The 14307-nt window shown below is 55.4% G+C and carries 16 protein-coding genes; 11 read left to right on the top strand and 5 right to left on the bottom strand.

The genetic code is table 11. The annotated features are described in order from the left end of the window. Positions 1-209: 209 nt before the first annotated feature. Positions 210-614 carry a helix-turn-helix domain-containing protein gene (locus tag IEN85_RS12505; protein ID WP_191617426.1) on the top strand — a complete coding sequence of 135 codons (405 nt, stop codon included), beginning with the start codon at positions 210-212 and terminating at the stop codon, positions 612-614. 416 nt (positions 615-1030) lie between these two features. On the opposite strand, the gene moeB is transcribed toward IEN85_RS12505, so the two are convergent. After that, positions 1031-2218, bottom strand: a complete 1188-nt coding sequence (gene moeB / locus IEN85_RS12500; RefSeq protein WP_191617858.1) for a molybdopterin-synthase adenylyltransferase MoeB — start codon at positions 2216-2218, stop codon at positions 1031-1033. 115 nt (positions 2219-2333) lie between these two features. Between moeB and IEN85_RS12495 the strand changes: the two genes are divergently transcribed. The 10 genes from IEN85_RS12495 (at position 2334) to IEN85_RS12450 (ending at position 10336) form a co-directional block, all read left to right on the top strand. Beyond that, positions 2334-3422: a mannose-1-phosphate guanylyltransferase gene (locus IEN85_RS12495; RefSeq protein WP_224772606.1), complete on the top strand. Its 1089-nt coding sequence runs from the start codon at positions 2334-2336 to the stop codon at positions 3420-3422. Positions 3423-3443: 21 nt separating this feature from the next. After that, positions 3444-3905 (top strand): Holliday junction resolvase RuvX, encoded by a 462-nt coding sequence (ruvX, locus tag IEN85_RS12490; RefSeq protein WP_191617425.1) that lies wholly within the window; start codon positions 3444-3446, stop codon positions 3903-3905. Continuing rightward, positions 3902-4642: a tRNA pseudouridine(38-40) synthase TruA gene (gene truA / locus IEN85_RS12485; protein WP_191617424.1), complete on the top strand. Its 741-nt coding sequence runs from the start codon at positions 3902-3904 to the stop codon at positions 4640-4642. Before ruvX ends, truA begins: the two co-directional genes overlap by 4 nt. Before the next feature lie 69 nt (positions 4643-4711). Then, the gene (locus tag IEN85_RS12480; protein WP_191617423.1) at positions 4712-5584 is read left to right on the top strand and encodes a helix-turn-helix domain-containing protein; all 873 of its coding nucleotides are present in this window, start codon (positions 4712-4714) and stop codon (positions 5582-5584) included. 85 nt (positions 5585-5669) lie between these two features. Further along, the gene (gene leuC, locus IEN85_RS12475) at positions 5670-7094 is read left to right on the top strand and encodes a 3-isopropylmalate dehydratase large subunit (RefSeq protein ID WP_191617422.1); all 1425 of its coding nucleotides are present in this window, start codon (positions 5670-5672) and stop codon (positions 7092-7094) included. Positions 7095-7115: 21 nt separating this feature from the next. After that, the gene (leuD, locus tag IEN85_RS12470; protein WP_191617421.1) at positions 7116-7718 is read left to right on the top strand and encodes a 3-isopropylmalate dehydratase small subunit; all 603 of its coding nucleotides are present in this window, start codon (positions 7116-7118) and stop codon (positions 7716-7718) included. 251 nt (positions 7719-7969) lie between these two features. Then, positions 7970-8524, top strand: coding sequence for a MotA/TolQ/ExbB proton channel family protein (locus IEN85_RS12465; RefSeq protein WP_191617420.1), 555 nt, complete (start codon positions 7970-7972; stop codon positions 8522-8524). After that, positions 8524-8922, top strand: a complete 399-nt coding sequence (locus IEN85_RS12460) for an ExbD/TolR family protein (RefSeq protein WP_191617419.1) — start codon at positions 8524-8526, stop codon at positions 8920-8922. Before IEN85_RS12465 ends, IEN85_RS12460 begins: the two co-directional genes overlap by 1 nt. 157 nt (positions 8923-9079) lie before the next feature. Beyond that, entirely contained in the window at positions 9080-9499 is a 420-nt protein-coding gene (locus IEN85_RS12455; protein WP_191617418.1) for an SRPBCC family protein, read from the top strand. Positions 9500-9541: 42 nt separating this feature from the next. Continuing rightward, positions 9542-10336 carry a TatD family hydrolase gene (locus IEN85_RS12450; RefSeq protein ID WP_191617417.1) on the top strand — a complete coding sequence of 265 codons (795 nt, stop codon included), beginning with the start codon at positions 9542-9544 and terminating at the stop codon, positions 10334-10336. Positions 10337-10345: 9 nt separating this feature from the next. On the opposite strand, the gene IEN85_RS12445 is transcribed toward IEN85_RS12450, so the two are convergent. The 4 genes from IEN85_RS12445 to IEN85_RS12430 all read right to left on the bottom strand — a co-directional run bounded on the left by IEN85_RS12445 (position 10346) and on the right by IEN85_RS12430 (position 14236). Beyond that, a complete protein-coding gene (locus tag IEN85_RS12445; RefSeq protein WP_191617416.1) occupies positions 10346-12097 on the bottom strand; it encodes a hypothetical protein in 1752 nt (583 codons plus the stop codon). A gap of 6 nt (positions 12098-12103) precedes the next feature. Next, complete coding sequence (locus IEN85_RS12440) at positions 12104-13066, bottom strand: DUF368 domain-containing protein (RefSeq protein WP_191617415.1); 963 nt, start codon at positions 13064-13066, stop codon at positions 12104-12106. A 38-nt stretch (positions 13067-13104) separates the two neighbouring features. Next, positions 13105-13605, bottom strand: coding sequence for an arsenate reductase/protein-tyrosine-phosphatase family protein (locus tag IEN85_RS12435; RefSeq protein ID WP_191617414.1), 501 nt, complete (start codon positions 13603-13605; stop codon positions 13105-13107). A 133-nt stretch (positions 13606-13738) separates the two neighbouring features. Further along, positions 13739-14236 (bottom strand): hypothetical protein, encoded by a 498-nt coding sequence (locus IEN85_RS12430; protein WP_191617413.1) that lies wholly within the window; start codon positions 14234-14236, stop codon positions 13739-13741. Between the last annotated feature and the right edge of the window lie 71 nt (positions 14237-14307).

Raw genomic sequence — 14307 nt, 5'->3', positions numbered from 1 at the left:
TCGAAGGTAGGAAAGGTCGCTATTGAAAAGTGGATACTGGGAAATTCGCTTTTTATGTTTAGAGGCTGTCGAAGGTATTAAGCCTTGTGTTAATAGTTACCGTAGAACTACCAGTTGTAGTTATGTTTGAATGAATATTAATGCCTATTTTGGCTATTATTATGCAAATTTAGTTGATTTATTAAAATAGTGACCTTTGTTACGGACCGATGATCACAAATACGCAAAAGCAAATCGCTGCTACAAAAGCCAAGCTCGAAGCCCTCGAAAAGAAGGCTGCTGCAGAGGCTGCCAAGAAGTTGACTAACCTTCACGAGAACCTTGGTTTCGCGACTCGTGCCGATCTGATCGCCGCACTCTCGAGCCTTGAATCTGGTGGAGCCAAGCGCGGACGCAAGCCAAAGGCCGCAACTAAGAAGGCTGCTAAACCTGCTAAGGCTGGCAAGCGCGCCAAGCGGGCTAAGATCACTGAAGAGCTCAAGGCCAAGGTAATCGAAGCTGTCAACAATGGCGGCAAGGGTGCGGATATTGCCAAGGAATTTGGTATTTCCATCCCGTCTTTGCAGAACATCAAGAAAGCTGCCGGGCTCACCAAGCCGCGCGGCAAGAAGTAGTTCCTAGGCATCAGTAGATAATATTTCAGAGCCTGTTCCCTAAAGGGAGCAGGCTTTTTTTGGGTCATCACTATTTTGCGAGAAGACGCTCGCGAGCCTAGGGCTGGCGCTCGCGCCACGCCGCAATGCAGGACATTCGAGTAGGGATCTGCGGCACGTCGCCTTTCGTCTTCGCTCAAGATCAATGACAAGCGGCGGCCCTACAGGTAAGCAGCAATTCCACTGCTTTGGGTAACGAACTTTTTTTGTGTCCCTTGGAATGCTAGCCGCGGTTAACGCCGTTTGTATTTTGTCTCTGGTTCCCGGTGGGGATGGCAAAGTTAAGGCAGCGGCGCTTGAACAAGAGCGAAACGGCTGGCCTCAGGTGGCCTCTCGCAATCGGAGTTGCAGTGGAGCAACTTCAAAAATACTGCCGCCTAGTAACGCTGCAGGCTGCTGTCTATTTGGGTAGCCCAAGAGTCGATACCGCCTGCCACGTTGGTGGAGCGGGTGAAGCCGTTTTGGCGTAGGAACTGGACGACTCGCAAGCTGCGTCCTCCATGGTGGCAATGCACGAGAATCTCCTTGTTCTTCGGGAGCTCGTTCAGGCGCGCGGGAATCTCGCCCATCGGAATGTGTACGCTTCCATCGATCGAGCAGATTTCGCGTTCGTATTGTTCGCGAACGTCTATTAGGATGCTTTCGCCTTCAGCAAGTTTGGCTTTCGTCGTCGTAACGTCGATTTCGATCGGTGATTCGTTCATATCGTTTTTTATGGAAGTGTTGTTGGGGGATTCCAGTTTCGTTTCGCAGGTTTCTTGGTAGTTTTCGGCTTCGATGGAAGTGTAGGTCGGTTTCTCTCCGCAGAGCGGACAGTGGGGGTCTTTTTTTAGCTTCAAGGTTTTGAAGCCCATGTTGAGCGTGTCGATAAAGAGTAATTTGCCCGATAGGTTTTCGCCGATGCCAGTAATATATTTGATAGTCTCCATGGACTGGATACTGCCGACGATTCCGCAGAGAGCTCCCATAACCCCGGCTTCGCCGCAATTGGGAACGCTGCCGGGAGGCGGAGGTTCGGGAAAGAGGCAGCGGTAGCAGGGCCCGCTTGCCTTTGGGTGGAAGAAGGAAGCCTGGCCTTCGAATTTGAAGATGCTTCCGTAGACCAATGGTTTCCCGGCTAGGTAGGCAGCGTCATTGTTGAGATAACGCGTCGCGAAGTTGTCGGTCCCGTCCACGATAATATCGTATTGGGAGAAGAGGGCTATGGCGTTGTGCGGCTGCAAGCCTTCGTCGTGAAACTGGAGCTTCACGTGCGGGTTGATCTCCGTCAGGGTGTCTTTGGCGGATTCGATTTTGGGTCGGTCAACGTCGGATTGGCCGTGTATGATTTGTCTCTGCAAGTTGTGGAGCTCCACCTTGTCGAAGTCGGCCAGCCCGATTGTTCCCACGCCCGCCGCCGCAAGGTAAAGTGCCGCTGGGCTTCCCAGACCGCCGGCTCCGATGACCAGAACTTTGGCGTTTTTCAGCTTTTGTTGTCCGGCGACGCCGATTTCTTCGAGCAATATATGTCGACTGTAGCGAGCGAGTTCTAGGGAGCTGAGAGGATGAGTGTCAGTCGGAGACATGGGGCGTTTTTTGTAGATGAGGGCTTGGGAATCAATGGTAATTGATGCGGGGTCGAATCGAGTTGTGTGGTCTTGAACGTTGACGGCGCGGCGGTCTTTGGCTTTCTCGGAAGGCATGGCAGACCGATACGCTGTAATCATGGCAGGAGGAAAAGGTGAACGCTTCTGGCCCGCGAGCCGTTTGGCGCGCCCGAAGCATTTGCTTCCGATCGTTGGCGAGAAGCCGATGTTGACTCAAACGATCGACCGCTTGGTTGGACTTCTTCCGGCGGAGAATATTATCGTTATCACTAACAGTGAACAGCTTGAAGGCGTGCGCGAAGTATGCCCGATGCTTCCGGAGGCCAATATTGTGGCCGAGCCGGTCGGTCGAGACACGGCGGCTGCAGTAGGGCTGGCGATGTTGTTGGTGAAGGAGCGGAATCCGGCGGCGGCGATGGCGATGCTGCCGGCTGACGCCTTGATCAACGATGCGGATTCCTACCAGTCGGCCTTGGACACTGCGTTCAAGGTTGCGGAGTCCAGCCCGAGCCTCGTAACGCTTGGCGTTCAGCCGACTGAGCCGGCTACTGGCTACGGGTACATTCAATGCGGCCCGGTCAAGGACGTGATCGACAACCGCGATATCTTCACGGTTCGCCAGTTCAAGGAGAAGCCGGATTTGGAAACCGCAAAGCTGTATCTGCAGAGCGGCGAGTACTTTTGGAATGCGGGCATGTTCGTGTGGAGCGTGGAGACGATCTCCGCGGCGCTTGCCGAGTTCACCCCTGTCCTGAAGCAAGGACTTGACGAGATCGAGGCAGGCATGAAGGCGGGCAAGGAGTTGGTTCCCCTGTTGAGCGAGCTTTACCCGAACCTGGAAAAGATCTCGGTAGATTTCGCTATCATGGAAAAGGCGAAGAACGTGATGACTTTGGCGGCTACCTTCGATTGGGACGACGTTGGCGCCTGGCCGGCGATCGAGCGCCATTTCCCTGCCGATCGAGCTGGCAATGTCAACAAGGGCGAAGCTCGCTTTCTCGAGTGTTCGAACAACATCGTGGTCGCAGGCGACAAGCATCTGGTGGCGATGGTCGGAGTCGAGGACCTGATCGTGGTGACGACTGGCGACGCTACGCTGATTTGCGCCAAGGACAAGGCAGAGAAAATCAAGGCAATGGTGCGCAAGCTGGGAGAGGAAGAAGCTCTCAAGCGCTTGCTTTAATATCGCGAGAGGCAGATCCGAATGCGGTGTATCGGCGTTGATTACGGCGAGCGGAGGGTAGGGGTAGCGTACGGCGACGAGATTGGCGTGGCTACTCCTTTGCCTGCTATCGTGAAGGGAACTGAGGGTGAGCGAATAGACGCCCTCGTTGCCTTGGCGAAAGAGCGCCGAGCCACTGATTTTGTATTCGGCTACCCCTACAACATGGATGGGTCGGTCGGCTTCAAGGCCAAGGAGGTTGATGCCTTCATCGGCAAGCTCCTCGAGAAGATCGAGCTGCCGGTTCATCGGCTCGACGAGCGCCTCACTTCCGTCGAAGCCTCCAAGGCTTTCCCGAAAGGGCGCGACGACGATTTGCGTCGCTCCGGAAAGATCGATTCCGTGGCGGCCAGTCTCATACTCCAGGATTACTTGAACCAAAATATCGAGCTTCCGGAATATGATCCGTATTCAGAGTTTGATGACGGAGGCGGTTTTCGGTGAGGTGGAAGTGTACCTGCTCCTACGACGGGAGCGATTACGCCGGCTGGCAAAAGCAGCCGGAGCAACTTTCGGTACAGCAGGTAATTGAAGGCGTTTTAGCGAAGCTGCTGAAGGAGCCTGTCGCCATCCAAGGCAGCGGTCGCACCGATGCTGGGGTACACGCCCTCGAGCAAGTGTTCCATTTCGATTGGGACTGGAGGCATGGCGGGAAAAGTTTGGTCAAAGCGCTGCATGCCCTGCTGCCAAAGACGATTCGCGTGGAGTCGGCGGTGGAGGTGGACGCCGCTTTTCACTCGCGCTTCTCCGCGGTGTCGAAGCGGTATCGCTACCGCTTGAAGCTCGGAGAGGCGGATCCGTTTCAATGGCCCTATTGCTGGCCGGTGCCCGCTCAGCTCGATTTGAACCTGCTCCATGCCGCAATGCAGGCCTTGGTCGGAAAGCACGATTTCGCTGCTTTCGCTGCGAATCGAGGAAGCGGCCTCGAGTACGAAACCACGGTGCGGCAACTGACGGAGGCGAAGGTGAGCCAAGATGGCGATTTCGTGGACCTTTTCTTCAGGGCGGACGGATTTATGTACAAGATGGTGAGAAGCTTGGCAGGTACAGTCGTCAACGTGGGGCTAGGACGTCTGCCGCTCTCCGAAATGGTGGCGCTGCTGTCCTCCGCCCAACGCGCTCCCTTGGTGCAGGCCGCCCCGGCCCGAGGCCTCTACCTGGAAAAGGTTTTTTATAGCTAAATCTCAAAAAGTTGCGTAAATAAGATTCAGGGTTGAGTGAGGTCATAAATTGACACATTAATTCTGAAGATGTTTGAAACGTGGCCTAGAGATAGGGAGGCTGCCGCTTCCGTTTTTATTCAAGAGTTTGAAGGTAAGGAGTTTGCGGACTCCTTACACCAGCACGACAGCTTCGAGCTCTGCTTCATATTGCGAGGAGCAGGGCGATGGCAGTTGGGCGCGGCTACGGGCGCTTTTTCGGCGGGCGCCTTACTGCTTTGTCCACCTCGAAGCTTGCATGCTTGGAGGAGCGGGGGGAGCGCCGGAGAGCCCTCGCCTTGTTCGGGAGTCGTGCTGCGATTTCGGGAGGAAGCCTTGCCGCGGACACTGTTGAAACTGCCGGAAATGAAGGGGGTGAAGGAGCTGCGCTCGCGCATGGATCGAGCGCTTCGATTTGAGGTGTCAGACCGAGAACGCTTGCGGGCGCGCTTGCGTTCCGTTGATCGAGCGCAGGGGGCCCTCAAGTTGGCTCGCTTCTACGTGGCATTGGAGCTGGTAGCGAGTTTTAGGAATTCGCAAGTTATTGAAGAACAACGTGAAGTGGGATATGTACCGGCTCGCGAACTGGCTCGGGTAGAGGTTCTGAAGGCCTTCATGCAGGCTCGTTTTGCCGATGCGATCACAAGGGGCCAAGTGGCGGCTGAGGTTGGCTTGGAGGAGGCGGCGTTCTCCCGTTTTTTCCGGAGAGCGATGGGCACGACCTTTGTGGATTATCTCGCCAGTTTGCGGGTAAGGCATGCGGCCGGACTGTTGGGAAGCCGCCGTGATTTGTCGCTGCAGGAAGTGGCGGAGCGCAGCGGTTTTGGCAGCCTTCCCTCATTGCATCGCCAGTTCAAGAAACGCTTGGGAACGACTCCGGATTCCTACCGCAAGGCGGCGAATTCCGAGTTTTTGGCTCCGTAGCGGAAATGTCGCTTTGTGGTTGCCGAAACCGGCGTTGGTTTCGATTTTGTTCGCCCTCTAATTTCAAAGTTAACTCTCACATTCTATGGGAAAATCATTATTCGAAAAAGTTTGGGACGCGCACACGGTGCGAACCTTGTCTAACGGTCAGACTCAGCTCTTGATCGGAACGCACCTCTTGCATGAGGTGACCAGCCCACAGGCCTTTGGCATGCTGCGCGACCTCGGTCTCAAGGTTGCCTACCCGCACCGCACCTTCGCTACCGTGGACCACATCGTACCGACCGACTCGCGCGTCGAGCCTTTCGCCGATCCGTTGGCGGACGCCATGATCAACGAGCTCCGCAAGAATTGCGCGGAGACGGGCGTGACTTTCTTCGACATGAGCACCGGCAAGCAAGGGATCGTGCACGTGGTGGGGCCCGAGCAAGGCATTACCCAGCCAGGTACCACTATCGCTTGTGGCGACTCCCATACCTCGACGCACGGCGCTTTTGGCGCGATCGCGTTCGGTATCGGCACCACGCAGATTCGCGACTTGCTGGCCACGCAGACCATGGCTTTGACTCAGCTCAAGGTTCGCAAGATTGAGGTTAACGGAAAGTTGCGTCCGGGCGTTTACGCCAAGGACGTTATCCTTCACATCATCCGCAAACTGGGCGTGAACGGCGGCACTGGCTACGCTTACGAGTACGCTGGCGAGGTTTTCGAAAACTTCTCTATGGAAGAGCGCATGACCGTTTGTAACATGTCCATCGAGGGCGGCGCCCGCGTGGGTTACATCAATCCGGACGAGAAGACCTTCGAGTACCTCAAGGGTCGCCCTTATTCGCCCAAGGGCGAGGAGTGGGACGCGGCGGTCGAGAATTGGAAATCTTTTGCCTCGGATCCTGATTGCGAATACGACGACGTAGTCGTTATCGACGCCGCGGACATTGCTCCCACCGTAACTTGGGGAATCAACCCGGCCCAAGCGATCACCATCGAGGAGAACATCCCCAGCGTCGACAGCGTGAAGGAGTCCGAGAAGGCGATCACCGCCGAGGCCCTCGAGTATATGAAGCTCGAAGGTGGCAGCGCGATCAAGGGCACCAAGGTAGACGTGTGCTTCGTCGGCTCCTGCACGAACGGTCGTTTGTCTGACTTCGAGGAGGTCGCCAAGTACCTCAAGGGGCACAAGGTGGCTCCCGGCGTAAAGGCAATCGCGGTTCCTGGCTCCCAGATCGTCGACGCGATCTGCAAGGAAAAGGGCATCGACGCGATCTACCGCGAGGCTGGATTCGAGTGGCGCGAAGCCGGTTGCTCCATGTGCTTGGCGATGAACCCGGACAAGCTGATCGGCGACCAGCTCAGCGCGAGCTCGTCGAACCGTAACTTTAAGGGACGTCAGGGCAGCCCCACCGGCCGCACGGTACTGATGAGCCCTGTCATGGTTGCTGCAGCGGCGGTACGTGGCGTTATCAGCGACTCCCGCGAGGTGTTCGGTATCAAGGAAACTGCAAACGCGTAAGCGAAAAGGAACTACATTAAGATGGCTTTAGAAAAAATCACCAAGGTAACGGGTCGCGGCGTAACGGTTGCAGGCGACGAAATCGATACGGACCGCATCATCCCGGCGCGTTTCATGAAGTGCGTCACTTTTGATAGCATGGGAGAGTTTCTCTTCTATGACGTGCGCAAGAACGAGGATGGGAGCGACAAGAAGCATCCGCTCAACGAAGAGCGTTTCCAGGGGGCGAGCATCTTGCTCTCCGGCGCGAACTTTGGTTGCGGCAGCTCTCGCGAGCACGCTCCCCAGGCGATTTACCGCTACGGCTTTCGCGGCATCATCGCCGAGAGCTACGCGGAGATCTTCTTCGGCAACTGCACGACCCTCGGGATTCCATGCTTCATCGCGGCCAAGGAGGACATCGCTAAGATATCCGCTGCGGTTGATGCCGACCCAAGCATCGAAATCGAGTTGGACGTCGAAAACGAAAAGATCGTTTTTGGCGGCCAAAGCGTGACGGCTGTGATCCGCGAGACCGCTAAGAAGGCGCTGGTCGCCGGCAAGTGGGACATGATCGGCGAGCTCAAGGAAGCCGAGGCGGACATCGCCGCCGTTGCAGGGAAGCTCCCTTACATGGCCAAGTAGGGCGCTTTCTAGTTCCAATATTTGATCTCGGTCCGAGGGCTGGTGCCCTCGGGCCTTTTTGTGTTCGAAATGGCTGCAGGGGCGGCGTGCGCAATTTTTAGATAACGTTGTCTTTTATTTGCGCGCTCGCAACGGGCCTTGAGCAGGGGAGCATCTGTCCCGGGCTCTTTTTCTGTTGAACAAGCGCTGCGCATCGGAGTCTTTTGTTGCGCGGCTGAGACAGTCGCAGACCCTTATTCGTTTTGTCGCTTATGCCAGATATCCTCAAAGACGCCGGGATTTTTGTTTATCCTCTCCTCGCTTGCTCGCTGGTGGGAGTTTTTGTGATTTGCGAACGCCTTTTTTCGCTTCGCCGGAGCGCGGTCCTGCCGGACGAGCTTCTCAACGAGGCGACCGAGGGCCGCCGCGGCACGGGGGAGCACAGTTCGGCTTTTGGGCGGATCCTTCGCTACTGGCACAAGCATGAGGCCGACATGGGCGCGGTACGAGCCTACGCCCGCTTGGAGGTGAACCGCATGGAGCGCGGGCTGGTTTTCCTGGATATCGTAGTGGGAGCGGCTCCGTTGCTGGGCTTGTTGGGCACGGTGACGGGATTGGTGACGGTTTTTGGTAACGTTTCCTTGGATACTGGCCTGCCGGAGCCGGCGTTGTTCACGAAGGGGATTTCCATGGCGATGACCACTACGGTGCTCGGCCTCACGGTTGCGATTCCTTGCTTGATCGCCAACAGCTACTTTCAGCGTCGCGTGGAAACGTTTGCGGTGCAGATCGAATCCTTGCTCGAGCAGCTGGGGCTCAAGGACTGATGAGCAGCCTGCTGACACGAAAGCGCCCCAAGCCCACGATCAACGTGGTGCCCTTGATGGACGTGCTGACCATCCTGATCTTCTTCTTTTTGGTCAGCATGCAATTCAAGGAGATGACGACCTTGAACTTGACGCTGCCGAGCATCGAATCGGCGGGCAAAAACGAATTCCCGGACAAGATTCAAATCAGTATCGACGAGGAAGGGGTGATCTACCTGGAAACCCAGCCGGTCGATGTGGAGGAGTTGAAAGCGGTGATTTCCCAGCTTTCCGACCTGAGCAACGACATTCCAGTGCTGATTCGGGCGCATAAGTTGACCCCTTTGGAAACGGTCACGGACGTCATGGACGCCTGCCGCCTCAATGGCTTGAGCAAAATTCGCCTGCAATCCCGCTAGGTCCGTCTTCTATTCCGCGGCTAGGTGGAGCTACCGTGCTTTGCGAATTATTTTCGCAAGCAGGGTGAAGGAGCGGCGTGAATCTGCCGATAAGGACTTAGGAGCCTCTCATTTGGAGGATCCCCTCGGCGTATCCAGCCATAAAATCCCACATAAAATGAAAATTCTAGGTGCATCGGTCGAACGTGAGTTTCCTTACGAGAAGGAGACGGTGCTTCGTTTTATTTCGGCGCCGGCGATGATCGTGAACTGGCATCCATGGATCGAGAAGGTGTCGATCTTCGAAGAGCAAGGCCTGCAATTCCGCCGTTCGGAAATAGCCGGCGGCGAATCGGAGCTGATCGAGAAGTACTGGGAAGACAAGGATCAGGACGAGTTCCATTTCCAAGTGGTTCAGGGGCTTTGGTCCGATTTTCGCTACCGTTCCAAGATTAGCGTGGAGGCTTGCGAGGGGGGGAGTCGCGTTTCCTGGCAAGGCCGTTTGATGACCAATGCTCCGGAAGACGAGGACGAGCAGATGGAAGCCTTTTTCGAAGAAGGCCTGAACGGTCTCGAAGAATTTCTGGCAGATCTCTAGGATTGCTCGCGTATTGGGCAAAATTGGATTTTATTGAATCCGATGGCCTTTTACGACGCGCATTGCCATTTGCAGGACGAGCGGATCGCCGGAGAGATCGAAGGGCTTCCTGCCCTTTACGAGGAACTTGGCGTTGCGGAGGTAGTTGTTAATGGCACGAGTCCGCAGGATTGGGATGAAGTGGCAGAGCTGGCCCGCGCCAATCCCGTGGTAAAACCTTCTTTTGGCCTACATCCTTGGAAGGTAAGCAGCGTGGTGACGCACTGGAAGCTGTTGCTCTCGCAGCTTTGGGACTTCTATCCGGAGGCAAGCGTCGGAGAGATCGGACTGGATCGATGGATCCAGGGACATGATCTTGCCAAGCAGGAACCTGCGTTTTTATGGCAACTGGGGCAGGCTGTAGAGCGTGACCTTCCTGTATCCATACATTGCTTACAAGCTTGGGGAAGAATGCAGGAACTGTTGAGGGATGCGAGTCTGCCGGCGCGAGGTTTTTTGCTGCACTCCTACGGCGGATCCGTGGAAATGGTAAAGCCGTTTGCGGAGTTGGGCGCTTACTTTTCCATCTCCGGGTACTTCGAGCTCGAGCGCAAGGAGAAGCAGCGGATGGCCTTGCGGGAAATTCCTTTACAGAGGCTTCTTATCGAGACGGATGCGCCGGATATGCGAGGTCCGGATTCGGAGCATTTGTATCGGTGTTCGAGCGACGATTCTCTTAATCATCCAGCCAACATCGTAGCGGTCTATCGTTTTGTGGCGCGCCTCTTCGATATGCCATTGGACGAGTTGGAAGGGCAGGTTGAAGAAAACTATCGCCGCTTCTTTCTCGGGAAATAGCTTGAGGGGCTAGTCAAGCTGCTGGGAAACGCGGAAGAGGTGGCCATCGAGATGGTAGGTGCTCGACGCTCTTCGTTGCTCCAAGGCGGTGAGGCTTGCCCAGTCGAAATCCATGAAAGCCGTGGGTATGTTTGGCGTGTTGTTGACCTGTTGGTAGAGCACGGCGCTCAATTGGAAAAGGCTAGCCGGCAGGTTCTGTGCGCTAAGCCCGCCATGTCCGACGACGACATCTGGATTTTGCTTGGGGGCAAGCGTTTCGATCTTCGAAGGCATGCTCGAATTCAGCAAATAGTGAAAGCTCTTTAGGGTGCCGCGACCAAAGATAATGTATTCGTTTTCGTAATACAGTGCGAAGCGATCGCTTGTTAGCGTGTAATCGGAATCTCCATTAAGGTAGAGAATTCCATCTTCGCGATAGAAGTCTAGAGCGATGAATTGTTGTAGCTTGGGTAGTTGACTGTCGATTAGCTTAGTGAGGGTCTGGCCATGTTTGAGGGAGAATCTGTATGCGTAGTCGAGCACGACTTGCTCTTGGACATCTCCGTACAGGTTTCTGCCGGTTCCGAAGTCGATAGTTTGAAGGAAAACGGCTTCCGGTTCGAAGGCGTTTCCGATTGAAGATTCAAGGTCGATTCCCGTGTCGAACTTGATTTTGGATCGCAAGCCAATGTAGGGGAACGTTGCGACGGGGGCCGCCTTGAGAAAGGCCTCCTTTAGGTGTAGGAGAGCCTTGCCGGCGTCCAGTCCGGCTGCTTCGTAGGCATAGATAGGAGTCTTTTGCGGCGGGGGGAGGCGCTGGCTCTCCAAGGGGTGGAGCGATTCGAGGATAGGTATTGGGGGGTTGTATGTAAAACCTGAATACGAATGTCTTTCTCCCGTGAAGGTCATCGCGATGGCAAACGAATCCAGCTCGTTGAGCTGGAGCGCTTCAATGAACGTATGGGGTGAAAAACCGGCAGCCATGCCGCCTGCTTGAATCAGGTCGCTTTGCGCACTATCGGCCAATCGGCGCAAAGAGGGGTGGGCGTTGATAAAAAGGGTCAGGTCTGGTGAGCCTTGAAGGTGGAAGTGAATGTCATGTTTCGCCATCGCATCCTCGAGGCTTTCGTTTCCTGCTTCCTTGGCGTGGAGCAGGAGTTTCTCGAGGGTTTCTTTTTGGCTGCAAAAGTAGAGGGTATCCTGGAAAACCGCCCAGCAAAGGTCGAGGTCAGGAAGGTCGGGATCGATTTGGGAAAGCGAGGAGTTGAGCCGTTGGATGGGAATCTCGTGCCACTGGTCCGATATCCATCTTAGCTCGATGCCGGATGAGGTGGATGCTTGCCGGGTTATTTCTTCGAGCGTGCTTTTGAAGTCGCTCTCCAATCCGTAGAAGTCGCTGAGAAGCGCGTAGCCGATTGGGCTGTAGCTTTCTCCCGGCAAGGCGGCGAGGGTAAGCTGCGTTTTGAAGTGTTTGCCCAGCTCAAGCAGCAGCGCCTCGTCGATTTCAGGATCCTCGCCTGGAAGGTCGAAGGAAGGGATCGACTTTTCCAGGATCTTGCCGATCGCTTGTATGACTTGTACGGAGGATTGGAGCTGGTCGTCTGTGGCGAAGGCGAGCCCTAGCTTGCGTAGGTGGCGTACGGACAAGCTAGCGTAGCTGTCGGAGGGAAGCTTGCGGGCGAGCGACTCCTTTTCAAAGCCGACGATGTAGGAGTACAGAAAGTAGCACGCCGCCAGGAGCCCGACGAGAATTGCCGATCCTATGGCTGACTTCCTGCCCATTTCGAACTAGGCCTTTCGGGCGCTTTTTTCCAGCAGGGCGACGGCGATAACTCCGGCGACCATGGAGACGATTCCCAGAAGGGTGTTGGTATCCGCAAGCGAGGGGAGAAACCATTGGTAGCCTTGCACAATCGATTCACCATCCTTTAGGACGAGCGCGCCAAATTCGTCTGTCAGGTAGACCTCGTTTTTCCAGGGCCATATGACTACGAGCGACCCTAGGATGAATCCGGTTAAGGTACTGAGGGTTGAGTCGTGGTGGTGATGCAGGAGAAAGGAGATGGCCCTTGAAAGGAGTATGAAGCCCACCGCGGCGCCGATAGCGAAGGGAGCGATGATGCCAACGTTGCTCAGGACGTCCTCGATGTTGAATTTCAGGAGAGACTCGGCGGTATTGGGCACGGCCTTGAGCATGATCAACTGGTAGTTGCCCATGAGGATCAGCACGAAAGAACCGGAAAGTCCGGGAAGAATCATACTGCAGACTGCGACCACTCCGCAGATCGCGATGTAGTAGAACGCTGGATTTTCTTCTGCGGGCTTTAGGAAGGCGAGTGCCAAGGCGGCAACCGTTCCTATGGCGAACGTGACGTAGACGGAAGGTGTTCGCTGTCGTATATTTTTGGATACGAAATAAACCGATGCGAGGATGAGTCCGAAGAAGAAGCTCCAGACCAAGACAGGTTGATGGTTGAAGAGCCAATCGAGCGCTTTGCCCAAGGAAATCAAGCTGATGAAAACGCCCAGTCCTAGGGGGATGAGAAACGCGAGGTTTAGGTGAGCAAAGAGCTCTTTGAAGCGCAGCTTTTGCGCGAGCTGCAGCGCCTTCAGGTCGAAGGCTTTGAGGCTATCTATGAATTCTTCGTAGATGCCGGTGACGAAAGCGATGGTGCCTCCGCTGACGCCGGGGATGACGTTGGCGGCACCCATAGCGATGCCCTTGAGAAAAAGAATAAGGTAAGATCCCATGACAAGATTGGCCTATGAGCGGATGTCGCGTAGCGGACTTATTTCTCTTGTTTTGCGGTAGCGTGCAGTTTTTGCACGACTTCTATGAGCGACGGGATCGCTTCTACCATGCTGTCGCGACAAGACTCGTACAGGTGGAGGTTCCCGCCAAAGGGGTCCGGTATCTGGTCGTCGACCCCATCTCCCATGAATTGCCGCATGAGGAAGGCATTGGCTGGAGGCGGATCGATTTGGTAGTTGAGCATGGCCAAGTGGGAATCGGTCATGCAAAAAAATGCGAGCGCGTTGTCCACGAGCTCTTGGCTGAGGCCTTGGCTGCGGTGGTCTTTCAGGTCGATCCCGACTTTTTTGAGGGCTTCGACGGAATTGGAGCTCGCGGCTTGTCCCGGAAAGGCGGATACGCCCGCTGACGACACTTTCAGCGAGCGCAAAGGGCGGTCTTGCGCGGCGAGGGCATGGCGGAACAAGGCGGCAGCCATCGGACTGCGGCAGGTGTTCGCGGTACATATGAATACGATTTCGTCGGGAGTGTCAGGCATGCTCGCACGACGCTAGCTTAAGGTGGCCGTCTGTAAACAGCTGAATTTGGGATGCGGCACGATTGGGAGCGGGAAACGAAAAACGCCTCCCGTTGATGGGAGGCGTTCTCAAGAGAAAAAGCGGGTCAACGGCCTAGCCGTTGTTGCGGAACGAAGCGGTCGAGTGGTTTTGGCCGAAGCCGTTGCGAATGATGGTGGTGTTGATTTCGCCGTCCCATTCGACTGCCGGCTCTACGCGTTCCACGAATTGTTGGAGGGCGGCTTGCCCGCGGGAAACATAGAAACTGTTAATCTGGAGTAACTGGTCTCCAGGCTTCAGGCCGAGTTGGTCTGCGAGCGAGTCCTTCTCGATGCTTATGACCTGCAAGCGATCGGAAAACTTCAGCTCCGACTTGGCGGAACGAACGAGTTCCTGGGGGAAGTCGTGGATGTTGGCGAGCACTACGCCGAAGTCGTCGACCGGAGGTCGAGTCGCGATTATTTCCTGTATCGCCTGGTTGAGTTGCTTGTTTCCGCTGTACAGCACCAAGGAACTCTCATCGGCGTTTTTCGAGGGCTTTGCCCCGGCGAGCAGTGGCATTGCGGCGGCGATGGCAGTAAGGATTATCTTCTGGAAGGAAGAGCGTAGCATGATTGTAGTATGTTGTGATTGGGTCTCGTGTGCTATGTGTTTGGTAGAAATACGTAAATGGTTGAGAGATC

The organism is Pelagicoccus enzymogenes (assembly GCF_014803405.1).
In the GTDB taxonomy this organism is placed as follows: Bacteria; Verrucomicrobiota; Verrucomicrobiia; order Opitutales; family Opitutaceae; genus Pelagicoccus; species Pelagicoccus enzymogenes.
The sequence above is the reverse complement of the archived record's forward strand: the minus strand, read 5'-3'. Positions and strand labels throughout refer to the sequence as shown.

Excerpts from the sequence above, each read along its gene's own strand:
- IEN85_RS12505 (WP_191617426.1), top strand. The coding sequence starts at position 210 with ATGATCACAAATACGCAAAAGCAAATCGCTGCTACAAAAGCCAAGCTC.
- moeB (WP_191617858.1), bottom strand. The coding sequence starts at position 2,218 with ATGTCTCCGACTGACACTCATCCTCTCAGCTCCCTAGAACTCGCTCGC.
- IEN85_RS12495 (WP_224772606.1), top strand. The coding sequence starts at position 2,334 with ATGGCAGACCGATACGCTGTAATCATGGCAGGAGGAAAAGGTGAACGC.
- ruvX (WP_191617425.1), top strand. The coding sequence starts at position 3,444 with ATGCGGTGTATCGGCGTTGATTACGGCGAGCGGAGGGTAGGGGTAGCG.
- IEN85_RS12480 (WP_191617423.1), top strand. The coding sequence starts at position 4,712 with ATGTTTGAAACGTGGCCTAGAGATAGGGAGGCTGCCGCTTCCGTTTTT.
- leuC (WP_191617422.1), top strand. The coding sequence starts at position 5,670 with ATGGGAAAATCATTATTCGAAAAAGTTTGGGACGCGCACACGGTGCGA.
- leuD (WP_191617421.1), top strand. The coding sequence starts at position 7,116 with ATGGCTTTAGAAAAAATCACCAAGGTAACGGGTCGCGGCGTAACGGTT.
- IEN85_RS12465 (WP_191617420.1), top strand. The coding sequence starts at position 7,970 with ATGCCAGATATCCTCAAAGACGCCGGGATTTTTGTTTATCCTCTCCTC.
- IEN85_RS12460 (WP_191617419.1), top strand. The coding sequence starts at position 8,524 with ATGAGCAGCCTGCTGACACGAAAGCGCCCCAAGCCCACGATCAACGTG.
- IEN85_RS12455 (WP_191617418.1), top strand. The coding sequence starts at position 9,080 with ATGAAAATTCTAGGTGCATCGGTCGAACGTGAGTTTCCTTACGAGAAG.
- IEN85_RS12450 (WP_191617417.1), top strand. The coding sequence starts at position 9,542 with ATGGCCTTTTACGACGCGCATTGCCATTTGCAGGACGAGCGGATCGCC.
- IEN85_RS12445 (WP_191617416.1), bottom strand. The coding sequence starts at position 12,097 with ATGGGCAGGAAGTCAGCCATAGGATCGGCAATTCTCGTCGGGCTCCTG.
- IEN85_RS12440 (WP_191617415.1), bottom strand. The coding sequence starts at position 13,066 with ATGGGATCTTACCTTATTCTTTTTCTCAAGGGCATCGCTATGGGTGCC.
- IEN85_RS12435 (WP_191617414.1), bottom strand. The coding sequence starts at position 13,605 with ATGCCTGACACTCCCGACGAAATCGTATTCATATGTACCGCGAACACC.
- IEN85_RS12430 (WP_191617413.1), bottom strand. The coding sequence starts at position 14,236 with ATGCTACGCTCTTCCTTCCAGAAGATAATCCTTACTGCCATCGCCGCC.